This window comes from Bacillus sp. NTK034 (assembly GCF_017303275.1).
Lineage (GTDB): Bacteria > Bacillota > Bacilli > Bacillales > Cytobacillaceae > Cytobacillus.
Map to the genome: position 1 here is coordinate 271,177 of NZ_JAFKOJ010000002.1, position 21,879 is coordinate 293,055.

At 40.3% G+C, this 21,879-nt stretch carries 26 protein-coding genes; 6 read left to right on the forward strand and 20 right to left on the reverse strand.

Annotated elements, in window-relative coordinates; genetic code table 11:
• The first annotated feature begins 134 nt into the window (after window positions 1-134).
• Window positions 135-233 carry a YjcZ family sporulation protein gene (locus JI665_RS07510; RefSeq protein WP_206838319.1) on the forward strand — a complete coding sequence of 33 codons (99 nt, stop codon included), beginning with the start codon at window positions 135-137 and terminating at the stop codon, window positions 231-233.
• Window positions 234-437: 204 nt separating this feature from the next.
• Complete coding sequence (locus JI665_RS07515) at window positions 438-959, forward strand: DUF309 domain-containing protein (RefSeq protein WP_206838321.1); 522 nt, start codon at window positions 438-440, stop codon at window positions 957-959.
• Window positions 960-1,086: 127 nt separating this feature from the next.
• Here the strand turns inward: JI665_RS07515 and JI665_RS07520 are convergent, their stop codons facing one another.
• Entirely contained in the window at window positions 1,087-1,434 is a 348-nt protein-coding gene (locus JI665_RS07520; RefSeq protein WP_206838322.1) for a GNAT family N-acetyltransferase, read from the reverse strand.
• 491 nt (window positions 1,435-1,925) lie between these two features.
• On the opposite strand from JI665_RS07520, the gene JI665_RS07525 reads away from it, so the two are divergent.
• A complete protein-coding gene (locus tag JI665_RS07525) occupies window positions 1,926-2,795 on the forward strand; it encodes a DUF1002 domain-containing protein (RefSeq protein WP_206838324.1) in 870 nt (289 codons plus the stop codon).
• Between the two features lie 26 nt (window positions 2,796-2,821).
• Here the strand turns inward: JI665_RS07525 and lysA are convergent, their stop codons facing one another.
• The 16 genes from lysA to spoIIM form a co-directional block, all read right to left on the reverse strand.
• Window positions 2,822-4,141, reverse strand: a complete 1,320-nt coding sequence (gene lysA, locus JI665_RS07530; RefSeq protein ID WP_206838326.1) for a diaminopimelate decarboxylase — start codon at window positions 4,139-4,141, stop codon at window positions 2,822-2,824.
• Between the two features lie 184 nt (window positions 4,142-4,325).
• The gene (locus JI665_RS07535) at window positions 4,326-5,810 is read right to left on the reverse strand and encodes a spore germination protein (protein WP_206838327.1); all 1,485 of its coding nucleotides are present in this window, start codon (window positions 5,808-5,810) and stop codon (window positions 4,326-4,328) included.
• Window positions 5,782-6,372, reverse strand: coding sequence for a stage V sporulation protein AE (locus JI665_RS07540; RefSeq protein ID WP_206838329.1), 591 nt, complete (start codon window positions 6,370-6,372; stop codon window positions 5,782-5,784). The genes JI665_RS07535 and JI665_RS07540 overlap by 29 nt, the downstream gene beginning before the upstream one ends.
• Window positions 6,373-6,427: 55 nt before the next feature.
• Window positions 6,428-6,850 carry a stage V sporulation protein AB gene (locus JI665_RS07545; RefSeq protein WP_206839292.1) on the reverse strand — a complete coding sequence of 141 codons (423 nt, stop codon included), beginning with the start codon at window positions 6,848-6,850 and terminating at the stop codon, window positions 6,428-6,430.
• Window positions 6,840-7,460: a stage V sporulation protein AA gene (locus tag JI665_RS07550; protein WP_206838330.1), complete on the reverse strand. Its 621-nt coding sequence runs from the start codon at window positions 7,458-7,460 to the stop codon at window positions 6,840-6,842. The genes JI665_RS07545 and JI665_RS07550 overlap by 11 nt, the downstream gene beginning before the upstream one ends.
• 227 nt (window positions 7,461-7,687) lie before the next feature.
• Window positions 7,688-8,446, reverse strand: a complete 759-nt coding sequence (gene sigF, locus JI665_RS07555) for an RNA polymerase sporulation sigma factor SigF (RefSeq protein ID WP_009332823.1) — start codon at window positions 8,444-8,446, stop codon at window positions 7,688-7,690.
• 12 nt (window positions 8,447-8,458) lie between these two features.
• Window positions 8,459-8,899, reverse strand: coding sequence for an anti-sigma F factor (gene spoIIAB / locus JI665_RS07560; protein ID WP_206838332.1), 441 nt, complete (start codon window positions 8,897-8,899; stop codon window positions 8,459-8,461).
• Between the two features lie 4 nt (window positions 8,900-8,903).
• Window positions 8,904-9,254: an anti-sigma F factor antagonist gene (spoIIAA, locus tag JI665_RS07565; RefSeq protein WP_206838334.1), complete on the reverse strand. Its 351-nt coding sequence runs from the start codon at window positions 9,252-9,254 to the stop codon at window positions 8,904-8,906.
• 225 nt (window positions 9,255-9,479) lie between these two features.
• On the reverse strand, window positions 9,480-10,643 hold the full coding sequence (locus JI665_RS07570) for a D-alanyl-D-alanine carboxypeptidase family protein (protein WP_206838337.1): 1,164 nt from the start codon (window positions 10,641-10,643) through the stop codon (window positions 9,480-9,482).
• A 147-nt stretch (window positions 10,644-10,790) separates the two neighbouring features.
• Window positions 10,791-12,095, reverse strand: coding sequence for a pyrimidine-nucleoside phosphorylase (locus tag JI665_RS07575; protein ID WP_206838340.1), 1,305 nt, complete (start codon window positions 12,093-12,095; stop codon window positions 10,791-10,793).
• A gap of 228 nt (window positions 12,096-12,323) precedes the next feature.
• Window positions 12,324-13,145 carry a purine-nucleoside phosphorylase gene (locus JI665_RS07580; RefSeq protein ID WP_206838342.1) on the reverse strand — a complete coding sequence of 274 codons (822 nt, stop codon included), beginning with the start codon at window positions 13,143-13,145 and terminating at the stop codon, window positions 12,324-12,326.
• Window positions 13,146-13,176: 31 nt separating this feature from the next.
• Window positions 13,177-14,361 carry a phosphopentomutase gene (gene deoB, locus JI665_RS07585; RefSeq protein ID WP_206838343.1) on the reverse strand — a complete coding sequence of 395 codons (1,185 nt, stop codon included), beginning with the start codon at window positions 14,359-14,361 and terminating at the stop codon, window positions 13,177-13,179.
• A 323-nt stretch (window positions 14,362-14,684) separates the two neighbouring features.
• Window positions 14,685-15,578, reverse strand: a complete 894-nt coding sequence (gene xerD, locus JI665_RS07590) for a site-specific tyrosine recombinase XerD (RefSeq protein WP_206838345.1) — start codon at window positions 15,576-15,578, stop codon at window positions 14,685-14,687.
• 9 nt (window positions 15,579-15,587) lie between these two features.
• Window positions 15,588-15,815, reverse strand: a complete 228-nt coding sequence (locus tag JI665_RS07595) for a YqzK family protein (RefSeq protein WP_206838347.1) — start codon at window positions 15,813-15,815, stop codon at window positions 15,588-15,590.
• Between the two features lie 242 nt (window positions 15,816-16,057).
• On the reverse strand, window positions 16,058-16,525 hold the full coding sequence (locus tag JI665_RS07600; protein WP_206838350.1) for a Fur family transcriptional regulator: 468 nt from the start codon (window positions 16,523-16,525) through the stop codon (window positions 16,058-16,060).
• 236 nt (window positions 16,526-16,761) lie between these two features.
• Window positions 16,762-17,406: a stage II sporulation protein M gene (spoIIM, locus tag JI665_RS07605; RefSeq protein WP_206838352.1), complete on the reverse strand. Its 645-nt coding sequence runs from the start codon at window positions 17,404-17,406 to the stop codon at window positions 16,762-16,764.
• Window positions 17,407-17,574: 168 nt separating this feature from the next.
• On the opposite strand from spoIIM, the gene JI665_RS07610 reads away from it, so the two are divergent.
• Window positions 17,575-18,150: a GNAT family N-acetyltransferase gene (locus tag JI665_RS07610; protein WP_206838354.1), complete on the forward strand. Its 576-nt coding sequence runs from the start codon at window positions 17,575-17,577 to the stop codon at window positions 18,148-18,150.
• Between the two features lie 15 nt (window positions 18,151-18,165).
• On the opposite strand, the gene JI665_RS07615 is transcribed toward JI665_RS07610, so the two are convergent.
• A complete protein-coding gene (locus JI665_RS07615) occupies window positions 18,166-19,332 on the reverse strand; it encodes an endonuclease Q family protein (protein WP_206838355.1) in 1,167 nt (388 codons plus the stop codon).
• Window position 19,333: 1 nt separating this feature from the next.
• Window positions 19,334-19,885, reverse strand: coding sequence for an NUDIX hydrolase (locus JI665_RS07620; RefSeq protein ID WP_206838357.1), 552 nt, complete (start codon window positions 19,883-19,885; stop codon window positions 19,334-19,336).
• Window positions 19,886-19,962: 77 nt separating this feature from the next.
• On the opposite strand from JI665_RS07620, the gene mciZ reads away from it, so the two are divergent.
• Both mciZ and JI665_RS07630 read left to right on the forward strand, forming a co-directional pair.
• Window positions 19,963-20,097 carry a Z-ring formation inhibitor MciZ gene (gene mciZ, locus JI665_RS07625; RefSeq protein ID WP_206838359.1) on the forward strand — a complete coding sequence of 45 codons (135 nt, stop codon included), beginning with the start codon at window positions 19,963-19,965 and terminating at the stop codon, window positions 20,095-20,097.
• Window positions 20,098-20,169: 72 nt separating this feature from the next.
• On the forward strand, window positions 20,170-21,093 hold the full coding sequence (locus tag JI665_RS07630; RefSeq protein WP_206838361.1) for an aldo/keto reductase: 924 nt from the start codon (window positions 20,170-20,172) through the stop codon (window positions 21,091-21,093).
• Between the two features lie 33 nt (window positions 21,094-21,126).
• On the opposite strand, the gene JI665_RS07635 is transcribed toward JI665_RS07630, so the two are convergent.
• The gene (locus JI665_RS07635) at window positions 21,127-21,849 is read right to left on the reverse strand and encodes a hypothetical protein (RefSeq protein WP_206838364.1); all 723 of its coding nucleotides are present in this window, start codon (window positions 21,847-21,849) and stop codon (window positions 21,127-21,129) included.
• Window positions 21,850-21,879 lie beyond the last annotated feature (30 nt).

Genomic DNA, 21,879 nt, shown 5'->3' on the forward strand with positions numbered 1-21,879 from the left:
TGTTATCCAATAGAAAAATAACCCTGATGCCCGTTATGCCCGCAAATTCAATTTCGAACTTTTTGATGCGCCCAATCATTCAGGCAATTGACTACATACGATGTATAGAAATAAAGACACAGGAGGTATTTTATATGTCTAATGCTGGATTTGGAGATTGCGGAAAAGGGTTTGCTTTAATTGTTGTGCTGTTCATCCTATTAATTATTGTAGGAGCTTCCTGTTGCTTCTAAATTGTTGCGTTTAATACAGCAAATAAGGCTCTTTGCTTGCTGGTCCTGAAAAAAGATGGCATCTCAGAGACCAGCCAGCAGCGCCCAAATATAAGTGTTCAAATGCATCCCCTGTAAAAGCCCGGTCTTATCGCCGGGTTTTTATTTTTCTGATAACCGTTTCCCTATGTTAAAATAAAGAAAGAATTGTCAAGGAGTGAAAGTATGTATCCTGATGAATATATCGAATTCATGGTCCATTTTCATGGTGACCGTGATTATTTTGAATGTCACGAAATACTGGAGGAATACTGGAAGAATACGGATCGAAACAATAAGAGTTCTACATGGGTCGGATTAATTCTCATGGCAGTTTCTTTTTATCATCATCGCAGAGAAAATTTTAATGGTGCCGAACGCACTCTCCGCAAAGGAATCGGCATATTGGAGTGCAGCCCTGCAGATTTGACGGCACTGGGACTTAATGCAGATCATTTGATGAAAGACCTTAAGGAAAGGCTCGACCTGATACAAAAAGGCGGGAAGTACACGAGCGTTAATTTGCCAATTACAGACAACTTGCTTAAGGAAAAATGCATGAATATTTGCTCCTCCAAGGGAATTGCCTGGTGCTCTGACAGCATTCTGCTGGATAAAGAAATTGTTCACCGTCATAAAAGAAGAGATAGAACCATGGTCATTAAAGAGAGACTTGATGCCCTGAATCAGAAAAAAAGGCAGGAATAATGATTATTCGCTGCCTTTTTCAATGTATGATATTGTATTATTTTGAACCTCAATAAGTGACCAGCTCCGTCTCCTGACCTCTCGAGATCAAAAGATTGTCGGGGGTGGCAAGGCGCTTCCTCTTTTCTTAATTAACATCACATTTGTTCAGAAAAGATTCCGTTTCATCAGTTGCAGTTAACGTTTTGCCAGGATAAAGTTCATCCAATGCTTTTATCATTGTTTTTCCTATCCCTTGATGCCGGTGTGACGGGTTAACAGAGATATGCTGAATCTCCATGGTCTGATCACTTGATGTAACACCGACCAGCCCAATGATGTCTTCGCCTTCCTTCCACAAAAACAGCTGCCAATTTTCTTCTGATTCATATTGCTTCATCGTCTGCTGCAGCCTTTTCAAGTCTTTTTCATTAGGCATGAAAGATAAAAGACCCATTGCAATTTTTTCAAATGATTTTTTATATCGAATTAGCATATTAATCCCTCATTATTTGAATAAAAACATCATAAACCATTTTTCCCATTTTTTAATATTTGTAAACTTACCATAACAGTATATGTATTCAAGCTGAATGTTGCTATTTTCGAATAAAAACCGGCTTATTCATTGCCTTAACGCATTTTCTGATATAAGTGGGCTCTAAACTATAAAAAACCAGTAAACCAGTCCCCATCCGATGCTTAACACAAGCAATAAAATAAAAAGAAGCCAATTGCTTTTTTTCATGATTCCTTACTGCCCCCATTTATATATAAATCCTGAGACTTACAAACTATCATTCATTTTACACTATTCTTTCTGATAATTCCATTCTGCTTGCTGAAATAGGCATTTTGAGCTAATGTTTCATTTATAGAAGAATTGAAACTTTTTCGCATAAGAATCGTCTATTTACAGGAAGCCGGTATGAATAAGGCAGACTTATCCTACAAGGCTTACCTAATTTTACACCGGGAGGAAACCGCATGAAATGGAATAAAATACTTGCGCTGTTCATGATTTCACTATTATTTATTATGCCGATACAGGCATTTGCCGATATGGCAGAAGGTGATGTAATTGTCACTCTAGGAGAGAATCTTTCAGAAGAACAAAAAAATATGCTTCTTGCTGAAATGAAAGCTCCGAAAGATGCGACAATCATTACTGTTTCAAATGAAGAAGAACATAAATATCTTGGCAATTATATCTCTAAAGCTTTAATAGGCACCAGAGCGATATCTTCTTCAGCCGTCACAATAGCAAAACAAGGCTCCGGACTTGAAGTTGAAACAAAGAATATCAACTGGGTTACTGATGAAATGTATATTAATGCTTTGATTACTGCAGGTGTAAAAGATGCGAAAATCTATATAACAGCTCCTGCGAATGTTTCCGGAACAGCTGCCTTAACAGGCATCATCAAGGCATATGAAATCTCAGCCGAAAAAACAATTCCTGAAGATGTCAAACAGGCAGCCAATGAAGAAATGGTTGAAACAGCAAAGCTTGGCGATTCGGTCGGAAACGAGAATGCTGCTGCTTTGATTGCCAAAATTAAAGAGGAAATTGCCAAAAACTCACCTGAAACCGATGCAGAACTAAGAACCATTATTGAAAATGCCGCAAAAGAACTTGGCATCACTCTGACTGAACAGGAGACTTTAAGCTTAATAGATTTATTCAATAAGCTGAAAGAGCTTGATATAGACTGGAATCAGGTCGGCGAGCAGCTTAACCAGGCTAAAGACAAAATTTCCAAATATCTTGAAAGTGAGGAAGGCCAAGGGTTTTTAGAAAGTTTAAAGCGTTTTTTTGTGAGTGTAATAGACGCTGTTAAAGCCATCTTTTCTTAAAAAATTAAGCTGCCTTGGCGGGCAGCTTAATTTTTTATTTTTTCATTTATCGGCAGATCTAATCTTAAAATGTCCTCGTATGTTTCTCTTTTAACAACCAGCTTAGCCTCTCCATTTTCAATAAAAACTACAGGCGGCCTTGGGATTCGGTTATAGTTGTTTGCCATGGAATAACCATATGCGCCGGTACAGAAAACGGCCAGGAGGTCTTGATCCCCTGCTTTTGGAAGCGGCAAATCCCAAATAAGCATATCGCCTGATTCACAGCATTTACCTGCAATTGATACCGTCTCTTCCGGTTTATCCAATACCCGGTTTGCCAATACTGCTTCATACTTAGCCTGATAAAGAGCCGGCCTGATATTGTCACTCATGCCGCCGTCCACAGCCAGATAATTTCTTACATTTGGAACCTCTTTTCGTGATCCCGTTTGGTATAAAGTTGTCCCTGCATCTCCCACAAGTGACCGGCCCGGCTCAATCCAAATTTCCGGCATCTTCATTGAATAGTGTTCAGCCTGTTTCTTAACTTCCCCAATGATTTCTTCAACATATTGAGATGCGTGAATCGGATCATCATCTTCTGTATAGCGGATTCCAAAACCTCCGCCTAAGTTAAGCACTTTAGGTTCATAAGCATGCTTTTCTTTCCATTCTGCCATCTTTTCAAAAATTTTCTTGGCAGCCAAAATGAACCCTGTTGTATCGAAAATCTGAGAACCAATATGGCAATGAAGTCCAAGCGTTTCGATCCAGCTTGAATTAAGCGCTTTAAGTAAAGCCGTTTCCGCCTGTCCATTCTGAAGGTCAAACCCAAATTTTGAATCTTCCTGGCCAGTCAAGATATAATCGTGGGTATGTGCTTCAATTCCAGGTGTAACCCTCAGTAAAATTTTTGTCCTGGCTGCAAGTGATTCACAAAGCTCTTCTAATAATTCCAGCTCATGAAAATTATCGACAACAATACAGCCGACATGATTTTTAAGAGCCATTTCCAATTCTTCTCTGCTTTTATTGTTCCCGTGAAAATGAATTCTTTCAGATGGAAAATCTGCTGCAAGAGCTGTGTATAACTCACCCCCTGAAACTACATCCAAAGAAAGACCTTCTTGATCAACAAGCTGAACCATCGCCACGGTAGAAAAAGCTTTGCTAGCATATGCCACTTGTGCTTTTATTCCAAGCTTATCAAAAGTCTGCTTAAATCCCCTTGCCCTTTCTCTTATTAATGCCACATCATATACATATAAAGGTGTTCCAAATTGACCGGCAAGATCGACTGTGTCCATACCGCCAATTTCAAGATGCCCTTTTTCATTTACCTTCATTGTGCCGTGAAAAAACATGGTTCCCCCTCTTCCTTTTTCCGCAGGAGCCAGGCCAGGTGCCCCTGCCCCCGAGATTAATCAGTATGAAAGAAATAGACAGCTGCGTAAGAGACTGTCTATTCTGTTTCCTTTAATCCTTTATTTAATTAAAAAAACTTTACCATATTTCGTGTATTTCCGCAATCGGCTTTACGCGTATTTCTTATTTAACAGGCTGTTTATAACGATTTTTAGTCTGGACGATGCTCGGCCTGATCTTTGAACCGGGCATGGACCGGCGAATCAGGATTTGGGTTAAAGCCACCGGACTGAATGGAATAAAAGGCCAAAGATATGGTGTGTTTAATGATTTGATGCTTGCAAGAAGAAGAATGGTCAGTGTAAGCCCTACCACCAAGCCTGGTGTATGGAAAATCGCAACAGCAATAAGCAGGCCAAGTCTTACAATTTTATTGGCAATACTCAATTCATAGCTTGGTGTTGCAAATGTTCCAATAGCTGCGAGCGCTACATACAAGATGACCTCTGGCACAAACAAACCGACATCAATAGCAATTTGACCAATAAGTACTGCTGCTATTAATCCCATCGCGGTTGAAAGCGGAGTTGGTGTATGAATGGCGGCAATCCTTAGAAATTCAATCCCGACATCGGCAAGAAACAGCTGGACAATGACAGGAACATTCGTTTCTTCATTTGGACCGACAAACGCAATTCTTTCAGGCAGGAGTGAAGGCTCCAAAACGAACAAAAACCAAAGCGGCAGCAGCACAATCGATGCCAATAAGCCTAAGAAACGAATCCAGCGGACAAATGTACCGACAGCTGGCGATTGTCTGTATTCTTCCGCATGCTGTAAATGATGAAAATAAGTAGTAGGCGTTATAATGACACTTGGTGAAGTATCAACGAATACGATAACATGCCCCTCTAGCAAATGGGCTGCTGCCACATCCGCCCTTTCCGTATACCGGACCAGCGGGAAAGGATTGTACCCCTGTTTCAATATAAATTCTTCAACTGTTTTATCAGCCATGGTAATTCCATCTATTTCAATTGCCTTTATTTCTTTTCTAATTAAATCAACTAAATCTTGATTTGCAACATCTTTAATGAAGCCGATGGCAACATCTGTTTTAGACCTTTCGCCTACACGCATGATCTCAAACCGAAGTCTTTCATCCCTAATTCTTCTGCGGGTTAAGGCAGTGTTTACTATAATATTTTCTACATAGCCATCCCTTGATCCACGGACAACTTTTTCAGTATCCGGCTCCTGAGGGGTTCTGCCGGGATAGCTTCTGACATCGATGACAAGCCCTTCTCCCTCTCCCTCGCCGACAACCACAATTAGGCCTGAGAGCACTTGATCGACCAGCTCATCCATTGTTTTAATGTGCTCAATTGATTGATGCCTCAGCCTGTTTTCAATGATTTTAAATAGGTTAGAGGAAAGTTTTTCACTATCATTGACCCCAACCAGTCCCTCAATGATGGCTATAATGAAACTTGTATCCGTTAACCCATTAATATAATAGAAATGTACATCTTTCCTTAATATCGTTAGCTTTCTGACACCCAGATCGAAGCTTTCTCCCAGGCCGACTCTTTTTTTCATATATTTTTCAATTTCATGTACAGATTCAAAAATGGGTGTCTTATCTTCCTTCGTCTTGCTTTGTGCCATAATAGCCGCTCCTTTCCAATACAAGTTCTACTGCCTTTTTAGTAATTGGTGATCCTGCATCATAATGATCTTTTTTGGACATCTTCCCGATATCGCCAATTCCCACGATTATCGGGACATCCAGCTGATCAAGACAATAAACGGTATCACCATTGATTCTGCCTGTTTCCATCTCGGGAACTCCAAATTTATCAACTCCGTAGGGGGTTAATTCGCCATTATTATCAATACATACATCTACCTTTGTCCATTCGGCCTGTCTTGTTTTTGAGGCAACAGCTATGATTCCCAGAACATCGATATCCTTATGGCACGCAACATATTTCAGCGCATTCTCCCCAGCTCCCTCCCCGATAAACCCGCTGTCATCAAACATGACCAGCACAGGATCATGGGAGACTTTTTTTATCAGCTTGACGATTTGCTGACCGGTTAAGATTGAAGGATTTCCATGCGACAAGGATAAACATCTTCCCCCAATTTCCTTAGCAACAAGCTCAACTGTCTTCCTTGCAAAATCGTCTCCATCTGTTATAAGAATGACGTGCCTCCGTTCATCCATAGCGGTTTTTCCTTTCCGAATCCTCATTTTTCTTTAAATATGCCCAGCCGATTGCTTATTTATTTACAAAATAAATCCATTGAAACAGTGATCCGAACACCTTTCCAAATACAAATGCCATTAATAAAATCGCAATTTTCCCATCCACTCCGATTCTTTTCGCAAGAATTGGAAATACATTCAAAACTTCAGTTAAAGCTGCTGCCAGCATTCCAATAAATATTCCCGAAGCCAGCCCAAGAGGTATCAAAAGCAAGGGTGTAAACTGCATCACCGGATTCCATAAAGTTGCCAGTGCACCTGCCAAAGCACCCATAACAACTGCAGCTTCATAATGATGGATCATCTTCATCGTTTTGGTCAGCTGTGTCAGCCTGGGGATGATGCCCAAAACAGCCAAAAAGGCAACAAAACCTGAACCAACAGCGAGCCCCCCGGCAAATCCAATGATCATTACCAGGACAACATTAATGGTCATCAAGATGCTTCATACTCTCCTTGTTTTCTTTCAATGCAACATAATTATCAAGATCCAGCTGATAATTGAACATTTCTACTTCCAATGGGCTAGGCTCTTCATTAAGCCGCTTCTTAAAAACATGATTAAAGAATATGATCATGCCAAGCCCCAGGCCTATTGAATAGGGAATTTGAAAAATGAGGGGCTTGCTGTCCACTTCCCCAGTTATGAGAGTGTAAATTCTAAGCTGTACAGCCTGCATACTCACGTCTTCATGAAAATTCATAATAGCCAGGGCAGCACCAATAAACAGAAGCAGCCAAACCAGCAGGAAAAGAGGGAATGATACTTTTTGCTTTTTTGTAACCACCTCAACTATCGCTTGAGCCGGCCCGATCGACTGGACTTCCAGGTTCGAAAATAATTGGGTAATGGCGCGAATTACTTTCATAACGTCAATTATCACAATATTCCGGTCATGCTCGCTTACTTTATAAAGCGGAAGTGCACAAAGCTTTTCATAAATGTCCTCATCGGCAATGACCTGTGCGATATCTTTTAGCAGTATTCTCTGATTGGGCCGTATTTGCAGACGGTGCCGCAAGCGAATATAAACTGTTTTTTCCAAAGCGCTCACTTCCTACAAAGTGATTTCCTTTACATCAACTTGTTACGCCTATTTAGAGCGATTCCGCTTTTGTGTCTATATTTAGTATGAGTTACATATATTAGCTTCATGAACTCCAATAATTGGCTGTTTAGAAAAACAATAGATATGGGGATCTAGACAGTTATCTATGTGTTTATACTTTATGCAATTTATTTTGAAAATAAAAAAAGAAAGACCGGATGGATTTAAATATCCATTCGGTCTTTCATTTGCTGGAGTATCTTTTTTTCAAGACGCGATACCTGGACCTGGGAAATACCAAGCCTTGCTGCCACTTCGGATTGGGTCTGATCTTTATAGTAGCGCAAATAGACTATCAGTCTTTCCCGCTCATCCAATTCGCGGATCGCTTCTTTTAGAGCTATCTTATCAAACCATTTTCCTTCATTCCCATCATCTATCTGATCGAGCAGCGTTATGGGATCCCCGTCATTTTCATACACTGTTTCATGTATTGATGAAGGAATCCGGCTTGCTTCCTGGGCGAGGATAATATCTTCCGGAGAAATTTCCAGAAACTCGGAAAGCTCTGTAACTGTTGGGATGCGGCCAAGCGTTTTTGATAGCTCATCTTTGGCCTTCCTGATTTTATTGCCCATTTCCTTCAATGAACGGCTTACCTTAACCGTTCCATCATCGCGTATGAATCTTTGGATCTCTCCAATAATCATTGGAACCGCATAGGTTGAAAACTTTACATCATAACTGAGATCAAATTTATCAACAGATTTCAACAAGCCGATACAGCCAATTTGGAAGAGGTCATCCGGTTCATATCCTCTATTCAAGAATCTTTGGACGACAGACCAGACAAGACGCATATTTTTTTGAACAATTTTGTCTCTTGCACCCTGATCCCCGCTTTGGCTTTGCTTTATAAGCTCCTTGACTTCATTGTCCTTTAAATAGGTTTGGCCCTTCTCTGCTTTAACCTCCACATCCATAGCAAGACTCCCTTAATTGCATAGCATTTTACTATTTGATAAATGCTTCCTTAATCGGATCTCTGTGCCTATTCCCGGCTGCGATTTGATTTCGATTTCATCCATGAAATTTTCCATGATGGTAAAGCCCATCCCTGATCTTTCCAGTTCAGGTTTTGTTGTAAATAACGGCTGTCTGGCCTCCTCCACATCCATAATTCCATGGCCTTTATCCTTAACGGTCAAATCAATAAATCCATCTTCAATCAGGACAGAAATATAGACAATCCCATTAGGATCATTTTCATAGCCGTGAATAATGGAGTTGGTTACAGCTTCGGAAACGACAGTTTTAATTTCTGTCAGTTCATCCATCGTTGGATCAAGCTGGGCAATAAAGGCAGCAACAGTAACACGAGCGAATGATTCATTTTGGCTAAGTGCGCTAAATTCGAGGTTCATCACATTTTTCATAATTCTAGGCAACCCCCAATCTTTGCAGTGCGTTTTCTTCTGTCGTTTCTAAACGGATAATCTTAAATAAACCCGACATATCAAATAGTCTCTGCACTGCTGGAGAAATCGCACAAACAACCATTTCACCATGCTTTTGTTTGATTTGTTTGTACCTGCCCAAAATAACTCCCAACCCTGAACTATCCATAAACGAAAGCTGCTCAAGGTTCAAAATAATATGATTGATACCATGATCTTCAATCGCCCTTGCTGCCTGTTCACGCAGCTCATCTGCAGAATGATGGTCGAGCTCCCCGCTTAAACGAATACATAAGACATCATTCTTCACTTCCAAATTAATGTTAAGACTCACTACCTTAGCCTCCTTATCTGGTATCCGGAACTGAAAAAGCCGCTAATGCTTCATGCTTTTCCTGCGGATAGGATAAGCCGGAACCTCAAAAAATTCCGGTATCCGCCCTTATAGTGAGTCAATTTCGATGCCCGATGTTTCATTTCCTTCCTGGAGACAAAACTAGTGCATTTTCGCTAAAAATAATTAACATTAATATTCTTTTCGACAAAAATGGAATGGTATTTATTCTGCTTTTGAAAATAATCCCATTGATCTCTTAAACAAGGTCCACCATGATGCTTCCTTACTATCTTCTTTAGCAACCAGAGGGCTTTCAACTAAAACTTTTCCATCCTTTTTCAAGGTTAATGTTCCGATTTGATCGCCCTTTTGGACAGGTGCCTGAATATTATTATTTAAAGTGACTTTTTGTTCAATTTCCTCAATGCTTTCACCTTTTTTAGTTAATAGGGAAATCGGTTCGCTTGTCAGGGCTTCAACCATTTTCTTCTCCCCTTTACTTACTGCAATTTTGCCAAGTACGTGATTTCTTTCATACATTGGGTGTGTCTTATATTGGCTGAATGCATAGTCGAGCATTTTAGTCACCTGGGCATTGCGTTCTTTCGAAGTCGGTGCGCCAAATACAACTGCTATCACCCGCATGCCATCTTTCTCCGCTGTTGCTGTCAGACAGTATTTTGCTTCAGAAGTAAAACCTGTTTTAAGTCCATCAACTCCTGGATAAAAACGCACAAGGCGGTTTGTATTGACAAGCCAGAATTTTTTATCTGTGTCCTCACGAAGATAAGCTTCATATGTGCCTGTAAACGCAGTTATTTTTTCATATTTAAGAAGCTCTTTCGCCATAATTGCCATATCATGTGCAGTACTGTAATGTTCCTTAGCTGAAAGGCCTGTGGGGTTTTGGAAATTAGTATTCTTAAGACCTAATTCCTTTGCCTTTTTATTCATCATTTCAACAAAAGCTTCTTCTGAACCGGCAATTCTCTCAGCCATTGCAACGGACGCATCGTTTCCGGAACCAATTGCGATTCCCTGCAGCATTTGCTTTGTGGTCATTTCTTCACCTGGCTCGAGGAAGATTTGCGAACCGCCCATGGATGCTGCATACTCACTTGTCCGGATTTTCTCATCCCATGACAGCTTTCCTTCATCTATAGCTTCCATGATTAAAAGCATTGTCATTACTTTAGTCATACTCGCAGGCGGAAGCTGTTCACTGCTATTTTTTTCATACAATATCGAACCGGTATCACGTTCGATAAGAATTGCGGATTTCACATTATCCGCTAAATCTGCACTGCTTTCTCTTGCAAATCCTGAAGGAACAAAGATTGTTGCCATTAATAATGTTATTAACATTAATGAGACGAGTCGTTTCATCACACAATACCTCCATTCTTTATAGCCTCCATTTTTTCCATTCAAAGAAAATTTATACAGTTAAGGCAGATTAAAAATAATAAGAGAAGACAGCACCACAGCAAAAAGCCGCCAGACATAAAGTCCTGGCGGCTTTTTGCTGCTATATTATTCAGTTATTTCCTCATGAATCAATATTGGAGCCGGTACTTTTTCAGTCGACATAGTAATGTTTTCATAAAGCATATTTCTTACTTCTTCTACATTTTCAAAGTTGCTGTAGATGGTTACAAGAGATTCACCCTTTTGTACCTGGTCCCCGATTTTCTTTCTTAACATAAGGCCGACAGCAAGATCGATTTCGGATTCCTTGGTTGCTCTTCCTGCTCCCAAAAGCATGGCTGCTGTTCCAATTTCATCTGCTATAATCTCAGATACATAGCCATCCTGCTTAGCTTCTAATTCAAATGTATATTTTGCCTGAGGCAATTTTTGCGGATCATCAACAACTGAAGCATCTCCGCCCTGAGAGCTTAAGAATACTTTGAATGTTTCTAAAGCGGAACCATCTTTAATAACATTCTCAAGCTTTTCACGCGCTTCCTTCAATGAATCCGCTTTTTTCGCCAAGAAAACCATATGGCTGCCCAAGGTCAGGCAAAGTTCTGTCAGATCTTCAGGACCTTCGCCTTTTAATGTATCGATCGCTTCTTTTACTTCAAGGGCATTTCCAATTGCATAACCCAGCGGCTGGCTCATATCCGATATAACTGCCATTGTGTTTCTGCCAACATTATTTCCGATTCGAACCATCGCTTTCGCTAATTCACGGGAATCGTCAAGCGTCTTCATGAATGCGCCAGCGCCTGTTTTAACATCAAGGACAATGGCGTCAGCACCTGCAGCGATTTTTTTGCTCATTATCGAACTTGCAATTAGAGGAATGCTGTCAACTGTAGCTGTAACATCGCGAAGTGCATACAACTTTTTATCAGCTGGTGTTAAGTTGCCGCTCTGTCCAATTACTGCAATCTTATTTTGATTAACAAGCTTAATGAATTCATCATTTTCAATTTCTACATGGAAACCTTCTACCGACTCAAGTTTGTCGATGGTTCCGCCTGTATGTCCGAGTCCCCTCCCTGACATCTTCGCAACCGGAACACCCACTGCCGCTACAAGCGGTCCCAGGACCAGTGTTGTTGTATCGCCAACACCGCCAGTTGAATGTTTATCTACTTTAATGCCTTCTATTTTTGATAAGTCGATTTGATCACCGGATTCTACCATCGCCATAGTCAAGTCGGCTCTTTCGTTCTCTGTCATTCCCTGGAAAAAGATAGCCATTGTTAAAGCACTTACCTGATAATCCGGGATTGAACCGTCTGTATATCCTTTAATGACAAACTGAATTTCTTCAGTTGTTAACTCAAGTCCATCCCTTTTCTTTTCAATAAGATCCACCATTCTCATAATCAAACACCACTGCTTTCATTTATTCTTTTCTTATGGCTCTAATCTAATCGATTGTTGTTTTTGATCAATAAGTCAGCCCGTTGATTTCCGCTACGGACACTTGCTTTCCGCGGGGAGGAACGAGAGCCTCCACCCGCAGGAGTCAAGTGCCCTCCGCTCCAATCAACTCAGTAATTAAACTAAGTTAGCCGCATAGCCTCCAGAATCAACATGCCTTAAGAAATCTTATACACCAAGTTCCTTAACGATTGCTTTCACATAACGAAGGAAATCGGCTTTGACTTTCTCAGTTGTTTCGATTACTTCTTCGTGGTTTAGCGGCTGATCCAGGATACCTGCAGCCATATTTGAAATACAGGAGATTCCAAGCACATTCATTCCTGAATGCTGTGCCACAATGACTTCTGGAACAGTTGACATGCCGACTGCATCTCCGCCAATTGTTCTCAGCATGTGAATTTCTGCAGGAGTTTCATAAGTCGGCCCCGTATTGCCGACATAAACTCCTTCCTGAATCTTCAGGTTTAGCTTATCGGCAATTCCTTTTGCAAGTTTTCTTAATTCTTTGGAATATGCTTCTGACATATCCGGAAAACGCGGACCCATGCGGGAATCATTAGGACCAATAAGCGGATTGCTGCCCATATTGTTGATATGGTCTGAAATAAGCATGAGATCTCCAGGTGAATAGGTTTCATTCACTCCGCCTGCTGCATTTGTAACAATCAGCTTCTCAACACCCATTTCATTCATAACTCTTACAGGAAAGGTTACCTTATCAAATGAGTATCCTTCGTAATAATGAAAACGGCCTTGCATAGCAACCACTTCAATGCCGTTCAAACGTCCGAAAACCAGCTGTCCAGCATGGCCCTCTACCGTTGATACAGGAAAATCAGGGATTTCGTTATATGGGATTTTAACCGGTTCTTCAATTTCGTCTGCCAGTACTCCGAGTCCTGACCCTAATATCAGCCCAATCTTTGGCTGCCCAGTATATTTATTTTTAAGAAACTCAGCCGCATTTTGAATTTTGCTATAATTCATCGTCATTCTCCTCATCTGTTTTTATATTGCGTTATTTCAATTGATTTAAAAAGCTTTTGCCAAAAGCCGGCATCTTTACATTAAAGTTATCAGCGATCGTTGCTCCAATATCTGCAAAAGTTTCGCTAATTGGAAGCTCTTGCCCTTCCTTCATGTCTTTTGAGTAAACAAGAAGAGGAACATATTCACGTGTATGATCTGTACCATGATGTACAGGGTCATTCCCATGGTCGGCAGTAATCATTAATAGGTCGCCGTTCTGCATTTTTTCAAATACTTCAGGCAGGCGCTCATCAAATTCTTCAAGTGCTTTTCCATAGCCTTCTGGATCGCGTCTATGCCCAAACAATGCATCAAAGTCAACAAGATTCAAAAAGCTCAGGCCCGTAAACTCTTTTTCAAATGTTTCAATCAGCTTATCCATTCCATCCATATTTGAAGTTGTGCGAATGGCTTCAGTCACCCCTTCACCATCAAAAATGTCGGAGATTTTGCCGATTGCCAATACATCGAGGCCGCTGTCAGCCATTTCGTTCATTACTGTACGGTCAAATGGCTTTAACGCATAATCATGTCTATTGGATGTTCTTTGGAAATTTCCCGGCTCTCCAAGGAATGGTCTGGCAATCACTCTGCCGACCATATATTTTTCATCCAGCGTCAGCTCGCGTGCAATCTTACAGATTTTATACTGTTCTTCGATTGGTATTATATCTTCATGCGCCGCGATTTGCAGTACGGAATCTGCTGATGTATAAACAATCAAAGCGCCGGTTTTCATATGCTCTTCCCCGAGTTCAACTAGAATTTCCGTTCCGCTCGCCGGTTTATTACCGATTATTTTTCTCCCCGTACGGGCTTCAAGTTCAGAAATCAATTCCGGCGGGAACCCGTCTGAAAATACCCGAAAGGGAGTCTGGATATTCAAGCCCATGATCTCCCAATGTCCAGTCATTGTGTCTTTTCCGTTAGAAGCTTCCTGCATTTTTGTGTAAAATGCCATTGGCTTCTCTGCTTTTTCGATTCCTTTGATTTCACTGATATTACTAAGCCCAAGTTTGCCCATATTCGGCATCTTCAGGCCATTCATTTTTTCTGCGATATGGCCGAGCGTATCAGCACCTTTATCACCGAACTTATCGGCATCTGGCGCTTCTCCAATTCCCACTGAGTCCATGACGATTAAAAAAACACGCTTATATGTATATGCAGACATATGATAACCTCCTAATTATTTGAATACGGTTACAAAAATCATATTCGTATAGTACCCTTTTTAGGTTTATTTAACACTGATTCTCTTGCTGAAAGAAAAGCGGAACGACTTGCCCAGCCCATGCACCTCAAGGAGGCAGGCGAAGGAGCTGAACAGTAAAAAAGAGAAATTCTTTCATTTAAATAAATATATAGATAGCCTTTTCATTCGTCAGAAGTCTGACATCTATATTTTACATAATAAACAGGTAAAAAGACAAGAAAAAGCTGCCTATTTTTCATGGCAGCTTTATGACATTTATATTTACTTATACAATTAATGCTTTAAGCACGCGGATGATATTGGCTGTACACATCTTTAAGACGAGTTTTGGTTACATGCGTATAAATTTGCGTGGTTGAAATATCGGCATGTCCAAGCATTTCCTGGACTGCTCGTAAATCAGCACCATTTTCAAGGAGATGAGTAGCAAATGAATGTCTCAGCGTATGTGGAGTAAGTTCCTTCTCGATCCCTGCCTCCTGAGCCAGCCGCTTCAATATTTTCCAAAATCCCTGTCTTGAAAGACGTTTGCCGTGATGATTTAAAAATAACGCTTCATCTTTATGCTTTTTTGAAGCAAACTTTCCTCTTCCTTCATTTAAATACATTTCAAGCGCTTCGGAGGCTGTTTTGCCGATAGGCACAATCCGTTCCTTGTTTCCTTTGCCTAAACATCTTACAAAGCCCATCGTTAAATGCACATCACCTATGTTCAGACCTATCAGCTCACTCACGCGAATACCTGTAGCATATAAAAGTTCAAGCATGGCTTTATCGCGCAAACCAAAGTGATCCTTTATCTCTGGTAAATCCAATAAAGTTTCCACTTCCTGCATGTTTAATACTTTTGGAAGCGAACGTTCCATTTGCGGTGTTTCTATATGAACAGAAGGGTCATGGCCAACTGCTTTTTCGCGGAGCAGAAATTGGTGAAAGGCCCTTAAAGAGGCTATATGCCGGGCCAAAGTTTTTGAGGATTTGCCCTGTTTTTTTAAAAAACCGAGAAATTGGACAATCTGCATACGCTGCACACTCTCAAGGCTTGAAATCTTCTCTTCAGACTTGAGATATTTCAGATAACTTTTCAAATCTCTTTCATAAGATACAATTGTATTTTTGGCGAGGCCTTTTTCTACAAGTAAATAATGAATAAAGTCTCTTAATTGATCATCCATATGATTGCATTACTCCCCATTTAAGTAGAAAAGAATTAACCGGTCCAGCCAGCTCGCATCTTCATCCGTTCCGCTCGCCGACACCTTAACAGCCGCTCCCTGTGGTTCGTCATAGCGGTGATAATCCTGGTATTCTTCGTTTAACCACATAATACCATAATAAAAAAGGATTGTGCATCCAGTAAAAATGACAAATACTTTAATGGTCTGAAAAGCCATACTCAGCCAGGATTTCATTGTTTGGTCCTCCATAACTTTTAATAAAAAGAAAGATTTAGAAGCTTACTATTATTAAAAGGTATGCCATTTTGGACAAGAATTATACCTGAATCTGCATAATAGGCGTTTCTTCAGGGCACATTCCTTTATAGCCAGGCTATTCTAGATTATTGTTTTTCCGCTGAAAAAAGCAAACTATATAAAATTAAATCAAAATAAAAAGCCCATTCTAATGTTAGAATAAGCTTTGTCAATAAGTATTAGTTTCCTTCTGCTTCGTTGTCTGTCTGTTTATCCTGGCAGCGGTAGCAGATGCCATGAAACGTAAGGCGGTGATCCTTTATTTTAAAGTTCCAGCGGCGTTCAACCACTTCCTCTACGTCTTCAAGCAAATCTTCCTGAATTTCATCAACAGCTCCGCACTCAATACAGACTAAATGGTGGTGGAAATGGGCTGCCCCTTCCTGACGCAGGTCATAACGGGAAACTCCATCACCAAAGTTAATTTTATCGACAATTTTTAGTTCAGTCAGCAATTCAAGTGTTCTATATACAGTTGCCAAGCCTATCTCAGGCGATTTCTCTTTTACTAGGAGGTAGACATCTTCCGCACTTAAATGATCCTCTTCGTGTTCTAACAGGACGCGAACTGTTGCCTCTCGCTGTGGTGTTAGTTTGTAGCTGGATGAATGCAACTGTTTTTTTATTCTTTCAATTCTGCTTTCCATACCGAAAGTCCCTCCCTCGCCACTAACATTCTCATTATAACAGAAATAAGATCACATTCAAAATAAAATAATTATAAATAACAGATAAAAATTAATTTTATATAATAATTATTATAATATACTTCAAAAGATTCTTATACCTCTTTATATGTACCCTATCTTTTTGTTTCTACCCCTTTTCCTGTACAAACAAAAGGCAGAGCCGCCCGCTCTGCCTTTCGCAATGATTCATATATTTAGGATTGGATTGAGTTGACAACAGACTTCATTAAGACAGGCGAGATAAACGCCTCCACTCCTGCTGCAGCAATTAAAAACAGAATGGCTACAGCAAAAGCAATCATATATCTTCCAAAAAGAGGCATCATGGGCTGACCTGCTTTTTTCATAAATTGTCTTCTTATCATTTTTAAAGAGAAAGAAACAGCCAGAGTTGCAGCGAGAATAAATATAGGTATGATGATCAGATTCTGGGGAAGGACAGATACGAAGGAAAGCAAAAATCCTTCCAACCCCATTTGGTTAACGAGAAAACCAACAGTAAAGCCAACCACCATCCCTTTCATAAATAGAAGTATTAGAATAACAGGCAGTCCAATTATGGAGATTCCCAAAATCCACATCAGTCCTATAAATTTTGTATTATGAAAAAAGCTCTGTTTGAATAATTCATCTGCTGCTGCAACATGTCCATCTGATACTTGGCCAAAAAACTGCGACAGATAATAAAATAAATCTTCTTTTTGTGTAAAGCTTAAGCTATTTACAACGATAGCCCCAAAAATGACACCCATCAGGAATAGCACAATAATAAATAAATAGATTGAGGAATGTTCGCGAAAGTGGGCTGCTGCAGCGTTCTGGTACATTTTTTTCTTCATTGCTCTTCCTCCTAAAACAAACAGATTGGATATTAAATTGTATGCCTGTCCCAGATTTGTATGACAATGAATTGGATAATTCCCCAATGAAAAAAAGTCTTGAATATTCCAGTTATTTCCGCTATAATTTTCAAAATTATTTAAATTGTCACAGGAGGGAATAAGAAAATGGATCCGATTTTAAATGAGTTTCCAGAGAGAATTGAAACCGAAAGACTTTATTTGAGACCTGCCTTGCCCGGAGATGGAAAAACAGTGCATGAGGCCGTATCAGCTTCAGCTGATGAACTTAAAAAATGGCTTCCTTTTGCACAGAATGAACAATCAGTGGATGAAACTGAAGCTGGCATCCGCAAATCTTATGCCAAGTTTATACTTAGGGAAGATTTCCGTATCCATATATATAGGAAAGAAGACGATGCGTTTATTGGCTCTACTGGCCTGCATCGTATAGATTGGGATGTCCGTAAATTCGAAATTGGCTATTGGGGAGATTCGAGGTTTCAGAAAAAAGGATATATTACTGAAGCTGCTGAAGGTTTGACGAAATTTGCCTTTGAGCATTTCCAAGCGAATAGAGTGGAAATTAGATGTGATCCGAGAAACATAAATAGCAGAAGGATTCCCGAAAGGCTGGGGTTCACACTTGAAGGAATACTTATTAATGACAGTCTAAGCGCAGATGGAACAGAGCTTAGGGATACATGCATTTATGCTAAAGCACCTAAAAAACATAGAGCCTGATGAGCTCTATGTTTTTTAGGAATCCATAATTTTGCCGTACTTTCCCCCGCCCCCTGCCTTTAAGTTTAATGTTCCTTCACGCGCCTTCCCAATAAGCCTGGCTGTTTTCTCAGGTATTACTTTGCTTATTTCTGATAAAGGAACATCATGAAGAATGGCCATTTCAGTGCCGAAATGATTCAACATCTTCTCCAGCATTTTCGGGCCTAACCCTGGAATGAATTCAAGCGGTACCTGATGAATATAAGGAGGCCGTTCAACAAGCAATTCTCCAGATGATTTTAGTTCAGAGATCCTGTCAGCCACGCCTTTGATAAATTTGTGGTGACCGCAATTTCTGCATTTACCATTTGCTTCATCGAAGTGGCCAAAACATTCAGTGCAAACAGTCTGATGGTATTTTCCAAGCATCGGATCAAGCCCGAAATTGGTTTTCACTTTGCCTTTTTCTTTTCCAGTCAAAGCCTTTTTCAGGTCAGCAAATGCTGGTGACTCCATTTCAAGGATTTGATATTCTCTCGCGATCTTTTTTAGTGAATGGGCATCTGAGTTTGTTAAAAAGGTATATCTGTGAAGTTCAGCTATTTGGTCAGCCATCCCAGTATCTGCACTGAGCCCCAGCTCTATTGCATCAATTAAGCCAGGATCAAACACCTCTGACAGCGACCGCTCTACCCCTTTCCCGAATAAACTTTTAAATGGGGTAAAAACATGGGCAGGAATAAAAAGCCCATCCAGTTCCTTCACTTTTTCCTGAAGCATTCTGCCTGAGGCATAAATTCTCTGTGAGCTTAACGTTATGTTCTTTAAATGTCCCGATAGCCAGGCTGAGAAAACCTTCATGGCTGAAAGTGTCGGAAAGAAGCAAAGAACATGAATTGGGCCTTTACAGGATTCATCATATATTTCAAGTTCTGACCCGGGTATAATCGTTAAATCTCCATATTGAAGTCCCCCGTACCTATGCTCAGTTATAAGGCCTTTTTGGGACAAATCCTCGATTTCAAGTATGACTTCAGGAGAATGACAATCAATAATTCCGATGATATCAAGCCCTTTTTCATTTCGGGCATGCCTGATGATATTTGTGAAGGTTAGGGATTTAGCGCCTGTTATTTTAACAGGCTTTCCCGTAAACGTACGTCCAATATGGATATGGAGATCAGCAAAAAAGCGCTTCATGCTATTTTTTCAGCGCCTCTTGCAGCTGCAGATATTGGATAGCATAAGCTGTTTTCGCATCATAAATTCTTTGCTGCTTCAGCAGGGATATTGCTTCATCAAGCGTTACTTCCATAAGATTCACAAATTCATCTTCATCAGGCGAAGCGGCATTTTCTATTTTCATAAGTCCCTTTGCTATATATAAATGTACCAGCTCATCGGCAAATCCAGGAGAAGTGTAGAATGAGATCAGCCATTCCATTTCCGTGCAGCCGTACCCCGTTTCTTCTTCCAGTTCCCTTTCTGCACAAACTCTGGGTTCTTCTCCTGTTTCAAGCTTTCCGGCAGGGATTTCAGCAATAATCTTATCCAGCGCTTTCCTATATTGTTCGACCATCACTATTTTATTATCTTCTGTTACTGCCAATACAGCTACTGCCCCGGGATGTTTGATAATTTCCCGCTTCGATGTTTTGCCATTCGGCAGCTCAACATCTTCCACTTGCAGACTAATGACTTTACCAGTGAAGATTTTTTCCGTATTAATCGTTTTTTCTTCTAGGCGGCTCATTGTTTTCAGTCACTCCTGTTCTATTCCGATAATGATTGCTCATACATTTTATCATACTTGATGAGGGGGAGTATGGCATGAAGGTGTATGTCCACAATAGGGGAATTATTCTGACCGGCAAAGCCTGGGAAGTCCGGGAGAAACTAAAACAATACAGCAGGCAGTATGTTCTTGTAAAAGACTGGGTTGAATCTCAGAACAATATAAAATGATAAGCCTCTAAATTTGAGTATGCCTCATTTATTTATGTACAATTATATAAAACACTCAAATGAGGTGGGTACTTGAAAAAGAGAAGACTTGGAAACTCAGACTTGTACGTAAGCGAGCTCGGGCTGGGCTGCATGTCAATTGGCACCAACCCTTCCCAGGCTCAGGAGATTATTGAAGCTGCCCTTGAAGAAGGAATCAATTATTTTGACACAGCTGATTTATATGACTTTGGCGAAAATGAAAAGCTTGTCGGACAATCCTTAAAGAGTGTCCGCGAACAGGTGATCATTGCTACCAAAGCCGGCAACCGCTGGAATAAAAATAAAGATGGCTGGAGCTGGGATCCCTCAAAAAGCCACATCAAAGAAGCTGTAAAGGACAGTTTGAAAAGGCTGGACACAGACTATATTGATTTATATCAGCTTCATGGCGGCACGATGGAAGATTCTATTGATGAAACCATTGAAGCATTTGAGGAACTGAAGGAAGAAGGATACATCCTGCAGTATGGCATATCCTCCATCCGTCCCAATGTGATCCGTGAATATGTTTCAAGATCCTCCATCGTTTCTGTCATGATGCAATACAGCATTTTAGATCGGCGTCCTGAAGAAGAAGCTTTGCCGCTTCTAAATCAAAAAGGCATCAGCGCGGTTACACGAGGTCCGCTCGCTAAAGGATTGCTCAGCGACAAAATGCTGGATAAGGCTACGGAGTCAGTTAAAGAGAAAGGCTATTTGGATTACAGCTATGCTGAATTGGCAGAAGCTCTTACCAGCATTAGGAAAAAAAATTCGGATGAGCGCTCCATGACTGAGATAGCATTTCAGTATAATCTTGCGGATCCCGCTGTCGCTTCCGTGATGGCAGGTGCCAGCACGTCAGAGCAAGTTAGGGCAAATGCAAGAGCAGCAAGAGCTAATCCCCTGAATAAGGATGAATTGGCTATTATTCAATCCATTGCCAAGCTAAACAAATATGAGCAGCATCGATAATTTAACCGATGAGGGCTGATGAAAGTTCAGCCCTTAAATCATTATTAAGATTATCGTATACCCTGCCACTCCGCCAATAAAAGCAGCAAAGTTACTTTCTCTATTCTCCGGCAGTTCCTCCTTAAGCACATTTAATATCACGCCTCCTGCTAGAGTCGCAAATAAAAAAGCAATCACCATCTCACTTACTTCAGTAATGACTCCAACTGCCCATCCTATTAATATGGAAAATGTCAGTACCCAGTGTCCATATTTATCGTATATTCTTTTATGTGATTGTCTCAAGCCATGATCATTAGAAATGAAATGGACTGATAGAGCAAAAAAGTATATTAGCCATTCTTTTAAACTGTCAAACTCTCCATGTACAAGCAAATAGCCAATCAGCATATTGTAAATAAAGAAGCTGGACATATGAAGCCAAAAAAGTTTTGCTGTGTTCCGCTTTTCTTTACTTTTTTGAGAATATTTCACTGCTTTCTCAATCCCGTAAAAAGCGCAAAGACCCAACATTGCAAATATGTATACATGGCTATCCAGGTATTTGAAAAGCTCTGAACTTTCCATACCTTCTATACTTTCTTGATGCTCTTTAAGCTCAGGCAGGACATGGACAAATATATAAGCCACTGAAATTCCGCTGGCTGCTGATAAAAGCCTGCTTCTTGGGATATAGGTTAAGAATTTCATGTACCTTGATAAGAAGTGCACAAATGAAAAACCGAGGGCAAAAATAAAATTTAATAAAGAAAACATGGAACGACTCCCATCATTTTTTATTAATCA

What these genes read in the sequence shown, in the direction of transcription:
- JI665_RS07580 (WP_206838342.1), bottom strand. Translation starts at nt 13,145, where the DNA reads ATGAATTATAGCAAAATTCAAAATGCGGCTGAGTTTCTTAAAAATAAA.
- JI665_RS07575 (WP_206838340.1), bottom strand. Translation starts at nt 12,095, where the DNA reads ATGAGAATGGTGGATCTTATTGAAAAGAAAAGGGATGGACTTGAGTTA.
- JI665_RS07510 (WP_206838319.1), top strand. Translation starts at nt 135, where the DNA reads ATGTCTAATGCTGGATTTGGAGATTGCGGAAAAGGGTTTGCTTTAATT.
- JI665_RS07615 (WP_206838355.1), bottom strand. Translation starts at nt 19,332, where the DNA reads ATGAAGCGCTTTTTTGCTGATCTCCATATCCATATTGGACGTACGTTT.
- xerD (WP_206838345.1), bottom strand. Translation starts at nt 15,578, where the DNA reads ATGGATGATCAATTAAGAGACTTTATTCATTATTTACTTGTAGAAAAA.
- deoB (WP_206838343.1), bottom strand. Translation starts at nt 14,361, where the DNA reads ATGTCTGCATATACATATAAGCGTGTTTTTTTAATCGTCATGGACTCA.
- JI665_RS07620 (WP_206838357.1), bottom strand. Translation starts at nt 19,885, where the DNA reads ATGAGCCGCCTAGAAGAAAAAACGATTAATACGGAAAAAATCTTCACT.
- JI665_RS07525 (WP_206838324.1), top strand. Translation starts at nt 1,926, where the DNA reads ATGAAATGGAATAAAATACTTGCGCTGTTCATGATTTCACTATTATTT.
- JI665_RS07520 (WP_206838322.1), bottom strand. Translation starts at nt 1,434, where the DNA reads ATGCTAATTCGATATAAAAAATCATTTGAAAAAATTGCAATGGGTCTT.
- JI665_RS07570 (WP_206838337.1), bottom strand. Translation starts at nt 10,643, where the DNA reads ATGAAACGACTCGTCTCATTAATGTTAATAACATTATTAATGGCAACA.
- JI665_RS07600 (WP_206838350.1), bottom strand. Translation starts at nt 16,525, where the DNA reads ATGGAAAGCAGAATTGAAAGAATAAAAAAACAGTTGCATTCATCCAGC.
- JI665_RS07515 (WP_206838321.1), top strand. Translation starts at nt 438, where the DNA reads ATGTATCCTGATGAATATATCGAATTCATGGTCCATTTTCATGGTGAC.
- JI665_RS07540 (WP_206838329.1), bottom strand. Translation starts at nt 6,372, where the DNA reads ATGGATGAACGGAGGCACGTCATTCTTATAACAGATGGAGACGATTTT.
- JI665_RS07610 (WP_206838354.1), top strand. Translation starts at nt 17,575, where the DNA reads ATGGATCCGATTTTAAATGAGTTTCCAGAGAGAATTGAAACCGAAAGA.
- JI665_RS07635 (WP_206838364.1), bottom strand. Translation starts at nt 21,849, where the DNA reads ATGTTTTCTTTATTAAATTTTATTTTTGCCCTCGGTTTTTCATTTGTG.
- spoIIAB (WP_206838332.1), bottom strand. Translation starts at nt 8,899, where the DNA reads ATGAAAAATGTGATGAACCTCGAATTTAGCGCACTTAGCCAAAATGAA.
- mciZ (WP_206838359.1), top strand. Translation starts at nt 19,963, where the DNA reads ATGAAGGTGTATGTCCACAATAGGGGAATTATTCTGACCGGCAAAGCC.
- lysA (WP_206838326.1), bottom strand. Translation starts at nt 4,141, where the DNA reads ATGTTTTTTCACGGCACAATGAAGGTAAATGAAAAAGGGCATCTTGAA.
- spoIIM (WP_206838352.1), bottom strand. Translation starts at nt 17,406, where the DNA reads ATGAAGAAAAAAATGTACCAGAACGCTGCAGCAGCCCACTTTCGCGAA.
- JI665_RS07535 (WP_206838327.1), bottom strand. Translation starts at nt 5,810, where the DNA reads ATGGCACAAAGCAAGACGAAGGAAGATAAGACACCCATTTTTGAATCT.
- JI665_RS07545 (WP_206839292.1), bottom strand. Translation starts at nt 6,850, where the DNA reads ATGACCATTAATGTTGTCCTGGTAATGATCATTGGATTTGCCGGGGGG.
- sigF (WP_009332823.1), bottom strand. Translation starts at nt 8,446, where the DNA reads ATGGATGTGGAGGTTAAAGCAGAGAAGGGCCAAACCTATTTAAAGGAC.
- JI665_RS07595 (WP_206838347.1), bottom strand. Translation starts at nt 15,815, where the DNA reads ATGAAATCCTGGCTGAGTATGGCTTTTCAGACCATTAAAGTATTTGTC.